The following is a 14,421-nucleotide window of genomic DNA, read 5'->3' as shown; positions in this document are numbered from 1 at the left end:
TTATTCATGAGGTCGGACTCTTTCAAGGTCGATTAGGATTTGAACGAGCCATTGTTTTATTAGAAGAAGGATGCGAGGAGTTTTCTAATATAAATGGTTTAGGTCAAATAAGATTCCCTAAAGGAAATATTAGTGCCGTATTCCAAGATATTAGAGAAGTGCTGGAGCGAGAAAAAATAATCAATTAAATTGGTTCGCACAATGACGTTATGCTAAAGAGGCCGCTGCGTGAGACATTTTCGCAGCGGCCTTTTCAACATAACGTGTCGTACATTATGCGCACTAACATAGGGTCAGGACAAATCCAGGGTTTTTCGGCTGTGATTGTGTTACTCAAAAGCCGGCTTATTTTAGCCCCGCAGACTCATCGCAACCCTTAACCTACAATTGCTGCTTTACCAATCCACCGTTATCACTAAACGTTACCCATGCCATCGCACCATTCACGAGCGACATCTGTGGCGGCATGTGTCCGATATCAACATCGTACAGCACCGGAATGTTCACATCGCCCAATGCTGATCGCAGCGCGTCGAGATAATTATGTTGATTGGCGTCGCCGACATTCGGCCCAGCACTTCTGCCGATCATGATACCACTGAGGGTTTTGAACCAGCCCTGCAAACGTAAACTGTATAACGCTCGCGTTAATTCGCACGGCGCCATTTCGACGTTTTCAAAATACAGAATTACGCCGTCGCCGCTATGCTGTTTTTTAAACGATGCTATGTCGCCGTACTCTGTGCCGGCAAGCCTGGCGATAGTATCCAGGCAGCCACCAATCAAACGTCCGTGAAACGTGACACTCTCGCTTTGGCCATCGAGACGCTTCCACTTCGTTGGTTGTGTCAGATTAAAACCAGCATCTGTTTCCGTACCCCATTGGTTAGCTTCAACCTGGAACTTTTCTGAAGCATATTGCGTTACCGTGCTCCCGCGTTCGCATTCCAGTATTTTCCATACAAATGACGTGGTTTTATCCAGTTCTCTGGCACCCAACTCCATCAGATTGGGACCATGCAACGTCGCCCAACCGCACAAGGTGGTCAGCGGTAAATGCAGCGTTGAGAGATCGGAAAAGCCGCTAAACCATTTTGGTTCAATGTTGTTTAACTTATTGAAATCAATAAGCTCTAATAGCTCCATGGCCAGTTCGCCTCCCCAGGGTGGCATCACGGCTTTCACATCCGGATCGCAAAGAAATTGCATTAATTCTGCAGCCCGTTGATGCTTATCGGCGCTCTTATTCTTATGTTGATGGCGTAAACAGCGCCCTTCAACCACCCTAAACCCCTTATCCCGTAATGCGCTAATGGCGAGATCTAACCGTGGATGCAGATGTGCAGGAACGCCAGAGGATGGTGCGGTAATCGCGATGGTATCGCCAGAAACTAACCTGGACGGAATGCGTATTTTCATGGAATATTTCCTTATTAACACTTTAAGAACATATCCCATAAACAACGTGCTCTACAACGCCGCTAAGGAAATTGATGATGTCTGACTGGAACCCAACACTGTATCTGCAGTTTGGTGCAGAACGTTCAAGACCCGCCGCTGAACTGCTGGCTCGCGTTCAGCTTAATGATGTTGTTTCCGCTATCGATCTTGGCTGCGGGCCGGGTAACAGCACTGAATTACTCCACTTTCGATGGCCAAATGCCAATATTACTGGAATTGACTCATCGCCATCGATGCTTGAGGAAGCGCGAAAACGATTACCAACCTGCCATTTTATTGAAGAAGATATCCGCCATTTCCTGCCGGAAACGCCTCCGGATGTGATTTATGCCAATGCTTCACTCCAGTGGATTTCCGGTCATGATTCGCTGCTCCCGCACCTCGTTAGTCTTCTGAAAAATAAAGGATTTCTTGCTGTTCAGATGCCTTATAACTGGGATGAACCTTCCCACGTTTTGATGCGTGAAGTTGCTCAGGAACAAGGGCATCCGAATCGAGGACGCGATCCGTTGCCTAGCGTGCATGCTTATTACGACATTCTCAGTCATGCCGGCTGCGAAGCGGATATTTGGCGCACGACCTATTACCACAAAATGGATTCACATCAGGCGATTATTGATTGGGTTAGCGCGACAGGGTTACGACCGTGGATACAGGATTTGAATGAGCAAGAAAAGCAGCTATATCTTGCGCGTTATCATCAACGGCTTCAGGAGTGCTATCCGAAACAGGCTGACGGGAAGATATTGCTGGCCTTTCCACGACTCTTTATGGTCGCGCAGCGAACCCGCTGAAAGTAAAGGCATCAGGTGATACCGGGTTTCCGGTATCACTATCGTGATTAAACATCGTGAATTGCAAAAAATCGCGCCAGCGCCCTTCTTCCCGCGTCGGTAAATCGGACTTCCCGGTAACCCTCAATACGCTCAATCCAGCCATGAGATTCAAAAGCAGCCAGCAGCGCGGCGCCGGCATTGCCGCCCAGATGTGGCCGACGTTCGCTCCAGTCGAGACAGGCACATGCGGTTTTTCGCCGGGTTTGGTTTTTTAACGTCGCGCCAATCTGGTGAAAGCCAGTGAGTCCCACGGGCGAAAGCGCGGTTCCTTCTGAGGTAAACCAGCCTTGTTCCTGCATAAAAGCGTAAATACTGACGGCCACCTCACCGGCCAGGTGATCGTAGCAGGTGCGCGCCTTACGCAAATGTACCGGCGTACTGATTTTCATTGCAGGCTGTGTGCGCATGGATACGCCCATCAGCGTCTCCAGTAACATAGCGACCTCGCTGCTCGCTAGCCGATAATAACGGTGTCGACCCTGTGACAAACAGCCGATTAGTCGCCCCTGCACTAATTTTGTCAGATGCGCGCTGGCGGTAGATGGTGCGACGTCGGCCACCGCACTCAACTCCGTCGCGGTCCAGGCCCTGCCATCCATCAATGCGCACAGCATGCTAACCCTTGAAGGGTCAGCCATCGCAGTGGCCACTTCTGACATAGCGCTTTCAAGTACCTCGGCATCATTCTGTGCCGGGGAACTGCTGAGGGGTTTATTCATCCCATTGTCCGGTGATGTGAGCGGCAAGCTCGTTATTGTCTGTCAGTAAAATCAGTCGATTAGCATGATCGCTGTACTGTACACGGATGTTAACTCCCTGCTCTGCCAGCACGCTGGCTATCTCACCCAGTTCTCCAGGACGTGCCTGCGTTAATCGCCGAATCAGTGGCTTAGTCACGGCGGCTACCGGTATCCCCGCGTGCTCCAGCACCTTCCGGGCGCGCTCACCGTCCTCAACCAGAAAATGGGCATGAGAGTGGTCACCAACGCTAAAAAGGCCGCCGCCTTCAAGCCCAACCCCCATTTTTCCAAGGGTTGAACCCAGCCGTCCCAGCTCTCCGGGAATATTACGCATAATAACGTGGATATCATACATGATGGGAACGCCTCGTTTCAGATGAGTACTCGCGGATGACCTGAACCACCCGAATACGATAGCTGGCAAAGATCGTTTGCTGGCCTTCACGCTGTGCGGCCTGATGCAGAACGTTGCGTTTCCACGCGAGAACCGCATCTTCGTTTTCCCACCAGGAAAGCGATAGAATTTTCCCTTCAGTGCTCAGGCTCTGAAAGCGCTCAATGTCGATAAATCCCTCGATTTTTTCGAGTTCCCGACGAAGTTCAGCAGCAAGTTCAAGGTAGCGTGCTTGCCTTTCGGCAACGGCGTGGGCTTCAAAAAGTACGGCAATCATCGTGATCTCCAGTCGGTGGAATAAGCCCACTATAGCGTGCAGCAAGCTTAATACTTCGATGGGGAACGAAATGTGAATGCCGCGTTAGCGCAAATCATCCAGCAGGCCATCCACCCACTCGGCAAATACGCGAACCTTATGCGACAAATGGCGGTGCGGGTACATCAACGATAATCGTCTCCGCGGGCATGGGTAATTCGGCAATACTTCAACCAGCTGGCCGCTGTCGATATAGGGCTGCAAAAAGAAATTCATCCCCTGTAATAACCCTAAACCTGCCAGTCCGGCGGCAATGTATACCTCGGAATTATCGAGGATAAGCTTACCTGGTAGCGCGATCTCTTCCACGCCCGTCGCCGACTCAAAACGCCAGGGCATCACCTGCCGACTGCTGCTGTTGATCCAATTGACGCCCTGGTGGTGTGCCTGAAGGTCGTCCAGGGTTTGCGGCGTGCCGTGGCGAGCAAGGTATTCAGGGCTGGCGCAGGTGGTCATTTTGATATTGCCGAGGGATCGTGCGACATAATCGCCATCATCCAGGTCACCCATACGCAATACGCAGTCTAGCCCATCCCGTAACATATCCCGCCGCATGTCGGAGCTGCTGAGGATAAGCTCAAGATTCGGATGTGCGGCATACAAGGAAGGCAAATTCGGTACCACTACCAGGCGAGCGAAGGCGATAGGCATATCCACTCGCAGCTGACCGTGCAGCGGGCGCTCAGGTGAAAATGACTCCAGCAGATCGTCGGCCTGTGCCAGTAGCGGCTTACTACGACGATAAAATTCTTCCCCTTCCGGCGTCAGATAGATACGTCGGGTTGTGCGCTGCAATAGCCGCACCCCACTCTCTTTTTCCAGCTGCTGAACCGCTTTAGTGACTGCCGGACGGTGAATCTGCAGGTTTTCGGCGGCCTGGCTAAAGCTACCCGCATCGACGATCTCAATAAAAATTTTAATGTTTTCAAACAGATTAATCTGCATAGCGGCAAACTTCCTGAACGAGGCGTTTATTGTTATCCATTTAATAATAGTGATGCACAATTTTCACTATTTTTCAGAATAATAAACACGCTTACACTGCACGCATTCCAGCACACTCGCGCTGCAAAAAGGAAATAACATTATGAAAAATAACCGTATCTGTGAAATTCTTGGCATTGAAAAATCGGTAATTCAGGGGCCACTCTCCTGGTTGACTGATGCCCGACTGGTGGCAGCGGTCAGCAATGCCGGTGGCCTTGGTGTGCTAGGGCCAAACGCCGGGTTAACCGCGGAAACGGCAGTTTCAACCCCGGAAGCCACGGCGGAGAAAATGCGCGAAGAGATCCGTAAAACTAAAAAACTGACTGATAAGCCCTTTGGTGTGAATCTGATCCCAAGCGCGGAAAACGATATCTGGACGCCCGCGATTCTGCAGGTTATCAAAGAAGAGGCAGTGAAAGTGGTGGTTTACACCGGATATGGCGATGGCACGATTATTCCTGCACTGTTTGACGAGCTAAAAGCGGCGGGCATTACCATTATTTATCGTGATATCAACCCTACTCCTGAAAACACCCGAGAGGCGGAACGTGCCGGAGCGGACATTATCGTAGCGACAGGATTTGATGAAGGTGGCACATTGCCTGGCACTATTCTGGGGACGTTTTCTATCGTGCCGCTGATTGCTGACGCGGTGGAAAAGGTACCCGTGCTGGCGGCTGGAGGCATCGTTGATAAACGTACGGCCCGCGCGGCGCATGCGCTGGGCGCAGAAGGCGTTTTTGCCGGCTCGGTCTTTATCAGCACCGAGGAGAGTCGCGTACCGTCATCGTTGAAGGATAAGATTGTCGCCGCCAACGGCCTGGATCTCAGCCTGTTTCGTACCGTACCAGACTACTACCGTTCACTGCCGGGAACGCTGACGACTACGCTGGTAGCGATGGACAAAGCCGGTGCCAGCAAAGAAGAACTCGCCAACACCATGGGGGGGTTGCGTGGTCTTCGCGTGGGGATGCTGGAAGGTAATACCGATGACGGCTATGTCTCTTTAGGAACCGGGATTGGCGGTATTCGTAAAGTGGCAAGCGTCGCCGACGTGGTTGAGCAACTCACAGCCTAAGCCCAGGATGAGTGCGGCCAGGCTCATCCCTGGCCGCAACACCGTTCTATCTCGCCATTAACCGCTGCATAAACCGCACTGGGTCAATCAGCGCCCGCTGATGCGTACCCTCGCCAATCAGCCCATGATCGTCATGACAACTGACGTGAAACCGCAAAAAACGCCCGTCTACATCTTCCAGCGTAACGGTCGCCGTCACGGTATCGCCTGCCAGCGTTGCCGCCACGTGCCGCACTTCCACGCCGGTGCCGACAGTATGTTCGTTAGCTGCCAGATAGGGCCGCAGCGCCTCAACGCAGGTCTGCTCCATAAAGCCAATCATCATCGCGGTTGCCAGCACCGGCGGCATGTCGGCAAAGCCTGGCCAGCCCGGGTCGACGGCAGGAACGGTGTGCTTTGGTTGTACCGTGAATTGGGCCTGGTAGCGAATGCCGCTTGGTAGTTCGTTCATAGCACACCTACCCGCATGTTGATGGGCCAGACAATCTGCCTTAACGTCTCCGGGTTACCCCACAGGCGACGGATATCCTGGCTAAACGCTTCAACTAGCACTGATTTTCCGGCCTCTTGCGCCCTTTTCACCGCCGACCACGTTGAGATATACCCTAGTAACCCTTTCAGCGGCCACGCCAGATTGATGGTCATCGCCTGCGTCGGGATTTCTGTAAATGGAAACGCTAGCGTGCGGTAGCTTTCATCCACTAACTGGCGCTCAGCTGGCCAGTACGGGCCAATTTCATCGTAGTAAAACTGGTGAAAGCGCTGTTGGAGTTCTTCATCCAGTTGCATTACGCCATAGCTTATCAAGGCCAGTATGCCGCCCGGCGCGCTAACTCTTCGTGCTTCGCGGTAAAATGCGTCGAGGTCAAACCAATGCGCGGCCTGCGCGACGGTGATCAGGTTAAAACCGGTTAATTCCTCGGGCAGTTGCTCTGCCGGTGCAGCTACATAGCGGATCGCCGGATGTGGCTCCGCGCTGGCTAACTGGCTTTCGCTAGGATCGGTGCCCACTACGCTGGCAAAGTGTTCCGCCAGTAATCCGGTCAATTGACCCGTACCGCAGCCTACGTCCAGCGCGCTAGCGCGCACTGTCACCAGACCTGCCAGATAGGCACCCAGCGCCGCAGGATATTCAGGCCGATAACGGGCATAGTCACTTCCGCCATGCGCAAACCAGTTATTAAACGTGACGTTGTCACTTATTGTGAGTCTCCCTGCGCTTTCGCCTCGGCGATACGTTGAGCAAAATCCTTCTCTTCCAGCGCCTTCGCGGTCTGTTCCAGTACCTGTAAAATCGGCCAACCGACCTCTTTCTCAAGCTGATGAATGGCGGCGAAAAGGGTTTTCCAGTGTGACTCGAGTTGGCTTACCAGCGCTTCACCGTGGTCGGTCAGGTGCAGGCCGCTTTTGCGCCCGTCGTCAAGCGGGCCGCGGCGCAGGATGCCGTCCTGCTCCATCAGCGAAACGGATTGGCTCACCGCACCCTGCGTCAGATGAGTCATGGCGGTAATATCGGTAACCGTCATTGCCCCCGCTGCCAGCGCGCGCAGCACGGGGGTATAGCGTGGTCGATAGTTGAGGGACATCTCACGATAAGCGGCTTCGGAGCCGCTATCGATCAGTTCGGCGGAATAGCGCAGGAGTTCGCCAAGTCCTGGGGAATTTTTCATACGTCACGTTGTTCATTCATGGGTTGAATGAAAATACATTAGCGCTAATGTATTTTAAATGCAAATCACCGCGACTCCGGAACCAGCATGATCATTTTAAGCGCCCGGTTGCTCGCTAACTGCCAACTCAGCTGGCGATAGGTCAAATCACCTCGTGTAGCGTGGTGAAAAATACGCTCGCCCCCTTCCCGCACAATCACCTGCTGTTGCGACCAGAATTCACGAAAATCGCTGCTGTTATCGCTGATCTGTTGCACAAAGGCATTAAGCGTTGCGTCGTTAGGATAATGAATTGCGTCGGAACGTAATTCGGCGACGATGCGGCGCGCGCGGACCTCCCAGTTGTCGACCAGTTCACGCGCCAGCGGGTTCTGGAACATAAAGCGCATCATATTCGGCTCTGCATCTACGTCCAGCCATCCGGCAAAAAGCGCTGCAGCGCCGGGGTTCCAGGAGAGTACCTGCCAGGTGAGATCCAACAGATAACAAGGTTCAGATACCGCGTTGACGGCGGACAAAATCGTCTGCTCTACCGCCGGAACCTGTTCAACCAGCGGGTCACTTTTATGGGCGAGCAGAAACAGGTACTCCCGTTCCGCCGGTTTAAGCTGAAGCGCAAAGGCAATCCCCGACAGGGTTTGCGCCGAAACGGTGATGTCGCGTCCCTGCTCAAGCCAGGTATACCAGGTGGTGCTGATCCCGCTCATCTGCGCCACCTCTTCCCGCCGCAACCCTTTTGTTCTGCGGCGTGAAAGCACCGGAATACCCAGCATTTCCGGTGAGGTATTTTCCCGTTTGACGCGTAAAAATGCCCCTAGCGCCTCAGGCCCTTTCAGTCCCGTGTTGTCCATGGTAGTAACTCGATATACCAGTATAAGTGGCAATATTGTACCCGTATTAATCCCGGCGTATAGTCCGTTTTAACAAGAACATAACAACAGAGGAAGTCCGGTATGAGCAACCATCATGAAGCATTGGTAAAGTCACAGTTTAGCGGCCAGGCCGCCGCCTATTTACAGAGTAACGTCCACGCCCAGGGGGCCGATTTACGTCGCCTGGCCGAATGGTTAAGCGATGACGCGCAGGCGCATCTGCTGGATGTTGGCTGCGGTGCCGGGCACGCCAGCTTTACTGCCGCTCCGCTGGTTGCAGAGGTCACCGCCTATGATTTATCCGAAGGGATGCTGGCGGTTGTGGAGCAAGAGGCAATCAATCGTCAATTGATGAACATAACCTGCTCACAAGGCCCAGCGGAAGTATTGCCGTTTGCCGACAACAGTTTCGACATTGTGATTAGCCGTTACTCCGCGCACCACTGGCACGATATTCAGGCCGCGCTGATGGAGATCCGCCGCGTTCTGAAGCCTGGAGGGCGTTTTATCATGATCGATATCGCCTCACCCGGCAAACCGATGCTCGATATCTGGCTGCAAACCATTGAGATGTTGCGTGACCCGTCGCACATCCGCAACTACTCCCAGGGCGAATGGCTGGCGATGGTCAACGGACGCGGCATGATGATTGATAAACTGGTGGGAGATACGCTGCACCTGGAATTTTCATCCTGGGTGGCGCGGATGAAAACCCCGGAGAATATTGTCGGCGCCATTCGCTACCTGCAGGATAAAGTTTCCGACGAGGTGCGCACGCACTTTGCGATCGCCGACGACGGCAGTTTTGTCAGCGACACCATTATGTTCCAGGCGCGCTAATGGCAGTTTGTCGCCATGCTTTTGGCGACAAACCGGTTTCCCGCTTAAAGGCGTTGCTAAATGCGCTAACCGAGGCGTAACCGAGCGATTGGGCCACTTCCGCCACCTGCTCGCCCGCTTCGCTTAGCGCCTGCTCTGCCAGCCTCATACGCCATTGGGTCAGATAGGCAATCGGCGTCATGCCAGCCGTTTCCCGAAAATGCTGAGCAAATACCGTGCGTGACATCGCGCAGGCTTTAGCCAGTTCATCGAGATGCCAGGCGCGCGCCGGCTCGCCGTGCATCAATTGTAACGCTGGACTCAATCGACGATCGCCCAGAACGCGCAGCCAACCGGCGGGTAACGCATCGTTATTTTGCAGATGCGCACGTAAAATCTGCACGAATAGCAGTTGTGCCAGTTGCGTTGAGACCAGCTGCGAACCGGGCTGATACTGAAGACGTTCCTGCACCAGTTGATCCAAAAGCCAGCGAAACGAGGTGGCCTGCGGCGAGTTTGCCGGAACGTGGATCCACGGCGGCAGGACGTGCGTTAGCAGTTTGCCGCTGGTTGGGTTCAGCAGCACGTGACCGCCAATATGCTCAACGTCGTTCCCTTCACCAATAGGCGCATGGGGCTTACCAGGCCCAAAGAAAACGCTCATGGCATCAATCGGTTCAACCTCCGGGTCGCTCGCCAGCACGAATGCCCGCTTAGCGCTTAACAGGCCAACGTCACCGGTGGAAAACAGGATCGGCTGCGGTTCACCTTCCAGTAATACCCAGCACTGGCCGCGAAGAATGGCGAAGAATTTGATTTTATCCGGTGCAGGAAAACGCAGCGCCCAGCGGCCACCGGCGGTAAACCCACCGGTCACCAGTGATTCGGCGCGCGTCAGTTTGAGAATGTCAGAAAACGGGTCGATGTTCATTCCCGTACTATCGCGCAACTCAAGCGGACTATCAAGCATTCACAATACGACTGGTGCTGCTTAATCTATGTCTCAAGCCCATCGCATTAAGAGAATTGTATTATGAGTAAAGCTCGAGTTTTAGTTACCGGCGGCACCGGTTTTATCGCACAACACTGCATTATTGCTCTGCTGAATAACGGATATCAGGTACGCACCACCGTACGTTCCGTAGATCGTGAAGAGGAAGTGCGCCGCAATTTACAGCAAGGTGGCGTTGAGCCAGGCGCAGACCTGTCGTTTGTGGTAGCGGATCTGACCGCTGACAATGGCTGGGACGATGCCGTTGCAGGCTGTCGCTTCGTGATGCACGGCGCATCACCAACCCCTTCTGGCGGCCAGACCGAAGAGGCCGATTGGGTGAATCCGGCCATCGACGGCAACCTGCGCGTCTTGCGTGCCGCCCGGGATGCGGGTGTAGAGCGCGTGGTATTAACTTCAGCGTTTGGCGCTATCGGCGTCGGCCATCCGGCGGATTATCCTCGCCCGTTTACCGAAAACGACTGGAGCGACGTCAGCGGTGATGTCTGGCCGTATCAGAAATCAAAAACGCTCTCCGAACGCGCCGCGTGGGAGTTTATTGCCCGCGAAGGCAACGGCCTGGAATTGTCCTCTATTAACCCGGTCGCGGTGCTGGGGCCGGTATTAGGCGCCGACTATTCCCACTCTACCCGCATTATCAAAAACATGCTGGAGGGTGAACCAGGTTGCCCGAATATCAACTCCTGTTTCGTGGATGTGCGCGACGTTGCCGACCTGCACCTGTTGGCGATGACGCATCCTGCAGCCAACGGCGAACGTTTTCTTGCCAGCGCCGGGCATAGCCTGACAATCCTCGATGTGGCGCAAACGCTGAAACACTCGCTGGGCGATGCGGCAAGTAAGGTATCGACGCTGCCAATGAGCGATGAGATGGTTCGCGCCGCGGCGCAGAAAAATCCGGTGATGCAGGGAATGGTGAAATTACTGGGGGTTGATATGAGCGTGAGCCACGAAAAGGCAACGACGCGGCTGGGCTGGAAACCGCGTGACCCGCATAAGGCAATTGTTGCTACCGCTGAAAGCCTTATTGCACTTAATCTGGTGTAGGTATTATCCGGCCTACACCAGTGTGATTAGTTACAGTGTCACGACCATTTTCCCGACCTGCCCGTTGGCTTCCATATAGCGATGGGCTTCGGCAATCTCCTCAAACACAAAGGTTTTATCAATAACCGGTTTCAGTTGACCAGACTTCAGTCCGTCGTAAACAAAGGCTTTCGCCCGCGCCATTTTTTCGGCATCAGTGGTGATCTCAAAAAGTTCATAACCTCTGAATTGCAGGTGTTTACCGAGGATATCCATCACTGGAATTGATAAGTCACGGGCATCCAGCGCCCCATACTGGTAGAAGGTGCCGTTCATCGCCATCGCAGCGGCAAGCTTCGCCACGTCTGGTCCGCCTACCGGGTCAAAGACCAGGTTCACGCCAGCGCCCTGCGTTAGCATGTTCAACTCCGCCGTGAGATCCTGTTCGGTGGTAGCAATCACCGCTTCGGCCCCAGCGTTACGCAACCACTCGTTTTTATGGCTGGTGCGTGACAGCGCAATCGGGCGAGCGCCGAGCATATTGGCAATCTGAATGGCGGCAATCCCCACGCTGCTGGAGGCCGCGCCCATGACGATAAACTGTTCGGCCTGTAGATGACCGTACTCAACCAATGCTCCGTAGGCAGTAATAAACATCATCCAGCTGGCCGCAGCTTCTACAAAGGTCAGATTCTCAGGATGTTTTACCACCGCATGAGCCGGCGCATTGACTAATTCACCGTACATCCCGTACTCGGTAAACATAAAGGAAGGAATGACGCTTACGTTATCGCCGACCACGAACTCGCTGACGTCTGCACCAACGGCTTCGATAATCCCCGCCGCTTCATAGCCCAATTTTGCCGGGAACTGCGGTTCTATCACGTACTGTCCAGTGCGATACATCACTTCGGCGCGGTTAATGCCGATAGCCTTGACGCGAATCTGCACTTCTCCCGCTGCAGGAGCGGCGACTGCCATATCGGTAATGCCCAGGACGTCCGGGCCGCCAGTGCGGTTAAAGGTAACGATCTTTGCCATGTTAAAGCCTCATAGGGGAATATTCGTGAGACTCACTGTACGTCCGACGTGGCGAGGGAAAAAGCCATAGAAACTTACGGCTGTGTTGCCGCAGGATTACCAATTCTTAGCGGCTGAAAAGTTCGCTAAACCAATCAATAAACACGCTTACCCGCGGTGATAAGTGGCGTTTATCAGGGTAAAGCACTGACACGGCTTTCGGTGCGCTGGGGGCGTTAGTTAATACCGGAACCAACCTGCCTGAGTCGATATAGGGTCGCAGCGCGGCATCCACGCCCTGAATCAGCCCGATCCCCGCCAGTCCGGAGGTTAAAAGAATATCGGAGTTATCAACCAGAATTGCGCTTTCCAGCCGTTTCGCAATCGTCTCGCCGTTCACCACAAATTTCCACGGCATCACCTCACGGCTGCGGTCACTAAAGAAATTCACTGCTTTATGCTGCGCCAGATCTTCCAGCGTTTCCGGCCTGCCGAAACGTGCTATATAGCAGGGCGCGGCACAGGTGACCATCGCTACTTTGCCGATCCGACGGGCAATAAAGCTCGAATCTTCAAGCTCTCCCAGCCGTACGACGCAATCAATGCCTTCGGTAATGAGATCGATCCGGCGGTCGGATGAGGTCAGCACAATTTCGATGTCCGGGTATCGGGTGCGAAATTCATCAAGCGAAGGGATTAACACCGAATGCGCCAGCGTTAGCGGAAAATCAAGCCGCAGGCTGCCACGTACCGACGTCATGGGTGAATACGCTGCCATCAGCGCGGTCATCTCAGACAGCAGTACTTTCGCTCGTTGGTAAAACATCTCACCTTCGCTGGTCAGACTCAGTTTGCGGGTGGTGCGATTCAAGAGTTTCGCCCCCAACTCCTCTTCCAACAGCTGAACCGCTTTGCTCACCGCCGGGCGATGCATCTGCAGTTGTTCTGCAGCCCGGATAAAGCTCCCCGATTCAACAACATGAACAAAAATATCCATGTATTCCGTAATATTAGCGCGCATAGCTGACAGATTCCGTTTGCGGAGGAAGGCGGTAAGAAGAGTATACGATGGAGGATATGATGGGTAAATCGAGGATGTTTAGTGACAACGTCACGAATCCATGCAGACCCGTGACGAAATATCAGGCCGTCAGTGAAGCCATATCGATAACAAAACGGTACTTCACATCGCTTTTCAGCATGCGCTCAAAGGCGGCGTTAATGTTTTGAATATCAATCACTTCTACATCAGCAACAATCCCATGTTTGCCGCAGAAATCGAGCATCTCCTGCGTCTCAGCGATACCGCCAATGCAGGAACCGGCGACAGACCGACGGCCCAGCAGCAGCGGTAATGTGCTGGTTTCTGGCATATCGCCCAGCAGACCAACGAAGACCAGCGTACCGTCGAGCGTCAGGGTTGGCAGATAGGAATTGACTTCATGAACGTACGGCACGGTATCAATAATCAGATCGAACTGATTTTGCACGTTGGCCATTTGCGCCGGGTCAGTAGAGACCACCACATGATGAGCGCCCAGACGGCGAGCATCGGCTTCTTTGCCCGGCGAGCGGGTAAACAGCGTCACTTCCGCACCCAGCGCGCTGGCAAGCTTGATGGCCATATGCCCCAACCCGCCTAAACCGATGACGGCGACCTTGCTGTTGGCGTCTACCTTCCAGTGACGCAGTGGCGACCAGGTGGTGATACCGGCGCACAGCAGCGGCGCTGCGCCCTGCAGATCCATATTTTCTGGCAAGTGCAGAACGAAATCCTGACTGGCGACGATCGACTGCGAATATCCGCCGTAAGTCGTGGAATGGTCGTGACGGTCCTGGCCGTTATAGGTCTGGACGTTACCCTCTTCACAATATTGCTCCAGCCCGTGCTGGCACGGTTGGCAAACGCGGCAGGAGTCGACCATGCAGCCAATAGCAGCCAGATCGCCCTGCTTAAACTTGGTCACTCCGCTGCCGACTGCACGTACGCGCCCCACAATTTCGTGTCCGGGAACAATGGGATAGGTGCTGAACCCCCAGTCGTTACGCGCCTGGTGCAGGTCCGAGTGACATACGCCGCAGTAGAGAATATCAATAACCACGTCATCCGGGCGCGGCTCGCGGCGCTCAAAGGTGAATGGCGCTAGCGGTGTCGACGGGTTTGTCGCAGCATAACCTAACACTTTCATG

18 protein-coding genes are annotated in these 14,421 nt (G+C 53.8%); 5 read left to right on the top strand and 13 right to left on the bottom strand.

The features are described 5' to 3' along the window. On the top strand, positions 1-188 hold a 188-nt coding region (locus tag FHC49_RS13925; protein WP_220439163.1), incomplete at its 5' end, for a TIR domain-containing protein. 193 nt (positions 189-381) lie between these two features. Here the strand turns inward: FHC49_RS13925 and FHC49_RS13920 are convergent. Beyond that, positions 382-1,419 carry a S66 peptidase family protein gene (locus FHC49_RS13920; RefSeq protein WP_220440090.1) on the bottom strand — a complete coding sequence of 346 codons (1,038 nt, stop codon included), beginning with the start codon at positions 1,417-1,419 and terminating at the stop codon, positions 382-384. Between the two features lie 77 nt (positions 1,420-1,496). Here FHC49_RS13920 and tam point away from each other — a divergent pair, with 77 nt between their 5' ends. Then, positions 1,497-2,255: a trans-aconitate 2-methyltransferase gene (tam, locus tag FHC49_RS13915; RefSeq protein ID WP_220440095.1), complete on the top strand. Its 759-nt coding sequence runs from the start codon at positions 1,497-1,499 to the stop codon at positions 2,253-2,255. A gap of 47 nt (positions 2,256-2,302) precedes the next feature. On the opposite strand, the gene FHC49_RS13910 is transcribed toward tam, so the two are convergent. The 4 genes from FHC49_RS13910 to FHC49_RS13895 form a co-directional block, all read right to left on the bottom strand. Next, positions 2,303-3,016 carry a helix-turn-helix transcriptional regulator gene (locus FHC49_RS13910; RefSeq protein ID WP_255581366.1) on the bottom strand — a complete coding sequence of 238 codons (714 nt, stop codon included), beginning with the start codon at positions 3,014-3,016 and terminating at the stop codon, positions 2,303-2,305. Further along, positions 3,009-3,392, bottom strand: a complete 384-nt coding sequence (locus FHC49_RS13905) for an amino acid-binding protein (RefSeq protein ID WP_220440089.1) — start codon at positions 3,390-3,392, stop codon at positions 3,009-3,011. Before FHC49_RS13905 ends, FHC49_RS13910 begins: the two co-directional genes overlap by 8 nt. Then, the gene (locus FHC49_RS13900) at positions 3,385-3,708 is read right to left on the bottom strand and encodes an antibiotic biosynthesis monooxygenase (protein ID WP_185666318.1); all 324 of its coding nucleotides are present in this window, start codon (positions 3,706-3,708) and stop codon (positions 3,385-3,387) included. The genes FHC49_RS13905 and FHC49_RS13900 overlap by 8 nt, the downstream gene beginning before the upstream one ends. A gap of 84 nt (positions 3,709-3,792) precedes the next feature. Continuing rightward, complete coding sequence (locus tag FHC49_RS13895; RefSeq protein WP_220440093.1) at positions 3,793-4,686, bottom strand: LysR family transcriptional regulator; 894 nt, start codon at positions 4,684-4,686, stop codon at positions 3,793-3,795. Between the two features lie 148 nt (positions 4,687-4,834). Here FHC49_RS13895 and FHC49_RS13890 point away from each other — a divergent pair, with 148 nt between their 5' ends. Further along, complete coding sequence (locus FHC49_RS13890; protein WP_220440088.1) at positions 4,835-5,812, top strand: nitronate monooxygenase family protein; 978 nt, start codon at positions 4,835-4,837, stop codon at positions 5,810-5,812. 46 nt (positions 5,813-5,858) lie between these two features. Here the strand turns inward: FHC49_RS13890 and FHC49_RS13885 are convergent, their stop codons facing one another. The 4 genes from FHC49_RS13885 to FHC49_RS13870 form a co-directional block, all read right to left on the bottom strand. Beyond that, entirely contained in the window at positions 5,859-6,263 is a 405-nt protein-coding gene (locus FHC49_RS13885; RefSeq protein ID WP_220440087.1) for a thioesterase family protein, read from the bottom strand. Continuing rightward, complete coding sequence (locus FHC49_RS13880; RefSeq protein WP_370631766.1) at positions 6,260-6,907, bottom strand: class I SAM-dependent methyltransferase; 648 nt, start codon at positions 6,905-6,907, stop codon at positions 6,260-6,262. Before FHC49_RS13880 ends, FHC49_RS13885 begins: the two co-directional genes overlap by 4 nt. Positions 6,908-7,011: 104 nt before the next feature. Then, positions 7,012-7,482, bottom strand: coding sequence for a MarR family winged helix-turn-helix transcriptional regulator (locus FHC49_RS13875; protein ID WP_220440086.1), 471 nt, complete (start codon positions 7,480-7,482; stop codon positions 7,012-7,014). A 65-nt stretch (positions 7,483-7,547) separates the two neighbouring features. Beyond that, positions 7,548-8,333 (bottom strand): helix-turn-helix transcriptional regulator, encoded by a 786-nt coding sequence (locus FHC49_RS13870; protein WP_220440085.1) that lies wholly within the window; start codon positions 8,331-8,333, stop codon positions 7,548-7,550. 102 nt (positions 8,334-8,435) lie between these two features. Between FHC49_RS13870 and FHC49_RS13865 the strand changes: the two genes are divergently transcribed. Further along, positions 8,436-9,194, top strand: a complete 759-nt coding sequence (locus tag FHC49_RS13865) for a class I SAM-dependent methyltransferase (RefSeq protein ID WP_220440084.1) — start codon at positions 8,436-8,438, stop codon at positions 9,192-9,194. Here the strand turns inward: FHC49_RS13865 and FHC49_RS13860 are convergent. Then, positions 9,175-10,143 (bottom strand): AraC family transcriptional regulator, encoded by a 969-nt coding sequence (locus tag FHC49_RS13860; protein WP_220440083.1) that lies wholly within the window; start codon positions 10,141-10,143, stop codon positions 9,175-9,177. The genes FHC49_RS13865 and FHC49_RS13860 overlap by 20 nt on opposite strands. A 63-nt stretch (positions 10,144-10,206) precedes the next feature. Between FHC49_RS13860 and FHC49_RS13855 the strand changes: the two genes are divergently transcribed. Further along, positions 10,207-11,232, top strand: coding sequence for an aldehyde reductase (locus FHC49_RS13855; protein ID WP_220440082.1), 1,026 nt, complete (start codon positions 10,207-10,209; stop codon positions 11,230-11,232). A gap of 30 nt (positions 11,233-11,262) precedes the next feature. Here FHC49_RS13855 and FHC49_RS13850 read toward each other — a convergent pair whose 3' ends face one another. From FHC49_RS13850 to FHC49_RS13840, 3 genes are all read right to left on the bottom strand, one after another. Continuing rightward, a complete protein-coding gene (locus FHC49_RS13850) occupies positions 11,263-12,252 on the bottom strand; it encodes a zinc-dependent alcohol dehydrogenase family protein (protein ID WP_220440081.1) in 990 nt (329 codons plus the stop codon). 106 nt (positions 12,253-12,358) lie between these two features. Next, positions 12,359-13,252, bottom strand: coding sequence for a LysR family transcriptional regulator (locus FHC49_RS13845; protein WP_220440080.1), 894 nt, complete (start codon positions 13,250-13,252; stop codon positions 12,359-12,361). Between the two features lie 121 nt (positions 13,253-13,373). Beyond that, a complete protein-coding gene (locus tag FHC49_RS13840; RefSeq protein ID WP_185666307.1) occupies positions 13,374-14,420 on the bottom strand; it encodes an NAD(P)-dependent alcohol dehydrogenase in 1,047 nt (348 codons plus the stop codon). Position 14,421: the final 1 nt, after the last annotated feature.

The organism is Kluyvera sp. EC_51 (assembly GCF_019584505.1).
GTDB classification, from domain to species: Bacteria; Pseudomonadota; Gammaproteobacteria; order Enterobacterales; family Enterobacteriaceae; genus Kluyvera; species Kluyvera sichuanensis.
Note: the sequence above shows the minus strand (reverse complement) of the source record. Positions and strands in the feature narration are given on the sequence as shown.

Coding starts and splice junctions, on each gene's coding strand:
- FHC49_RS13870 (WP_220440085.1), bottom strand. CDS start 8,333: ATGGACAACACGGGACTGAAAGGGCCTGAGGCGCTAGGGGCATTTTTA.
- FHC49_RS13845 (WP_220440080.1), bottom strand. CDS start 13,252: ATGCGCGCTAATATTACGGAATACATGGATATTTTTGTTCATGTTGTT.
- FHC49_RS13855 (WP_220440082.1), top strand. CDS start 10,207: ATGAGTAAAGCTCGAGTTTTAGTTACCGGCGGCACCGGTTTTATCGCA.
- FHC49_RS13860 (WP_220440083.1), bottom strand. CDS start 10,143: ATGCTTGATAGTCCGCTTGAGTTGCGCGATAGTACGGGAATGAACATC.
- FHC49_RS13890 (WP_220440088.1), top strand. CDS start 4,835: ATGAAAAATAACCGTATCTGTGAAATTCTTGGCATTGAAAAATCGGTA.
- FHC49_RS13885 (WP_220440087.1), bottom strand. CDS start 6,263: ATGAACGAACTACCAAGCGGCATTCGCTACCAGGCCCAATTCACGGTA.
- FHC49_RS13865 (WP_220440084.1), top strand. CDS start 8,436: ATGAGCAACCATCATGAAGCATTGGTAAAGTCACAGTTTAGCGGCCAG.
- FHC49_RS13920 (WP_220440090.1), bottom strand. CDS start 1,419: ATGAAAATACGCATTCCGTCCAGGTTAGTTTCTGGCGATACCATCGCG.
- tam (WP_220440095.1), top strand. CDS start 1,497: ATGTCTGACTGGAACCCAACACTGTATCTGCAGTTTGGTGCAGAACGT.
- FHC49_RS13905 (WP_220440089.1), bottom strand. CDS start 3,392: ATGTATGATATCCACGTTATTATGCGTAATATTCCCGGAGAGCTGGGA.
- FHC49_RS13850 (WP_220440081.1), bottom strand. CDS start 12,252: ATGGCAAAGATCGTTACCTTTAACCGCACTGGCGGCCCGGACGTCCTG.
- FHC49_RS13840 (WP_185666307.1), bottom strand. CDS start 14,420: ATGAAAGTGTTAGGTTATGCTGCGACAAACCCGTCGACACCGCTAGCG.
- FHC49_RS13910 (WP_255581366.1), bottom strand. CDS start 3,016: ATGAATAAACCCCTCAGCAGTTCCCCGGCACAGAATGATGCCGAGGTA.
- FHC49_RS13900 (WP_185666318.1), bottom strand. CDS start 3,708: ATGATTGCCGTACTTTTTGAAGCCCACGCCGTTGCCGAAAGGCAAGCA.
- FHC49_RS13875 (WP_220440086.1), bottom strand. CDS start 7,482: ATGAAAAATTCCCCAGGACTTGGCGAACTCCTGCGCTATTCCGCCGAA.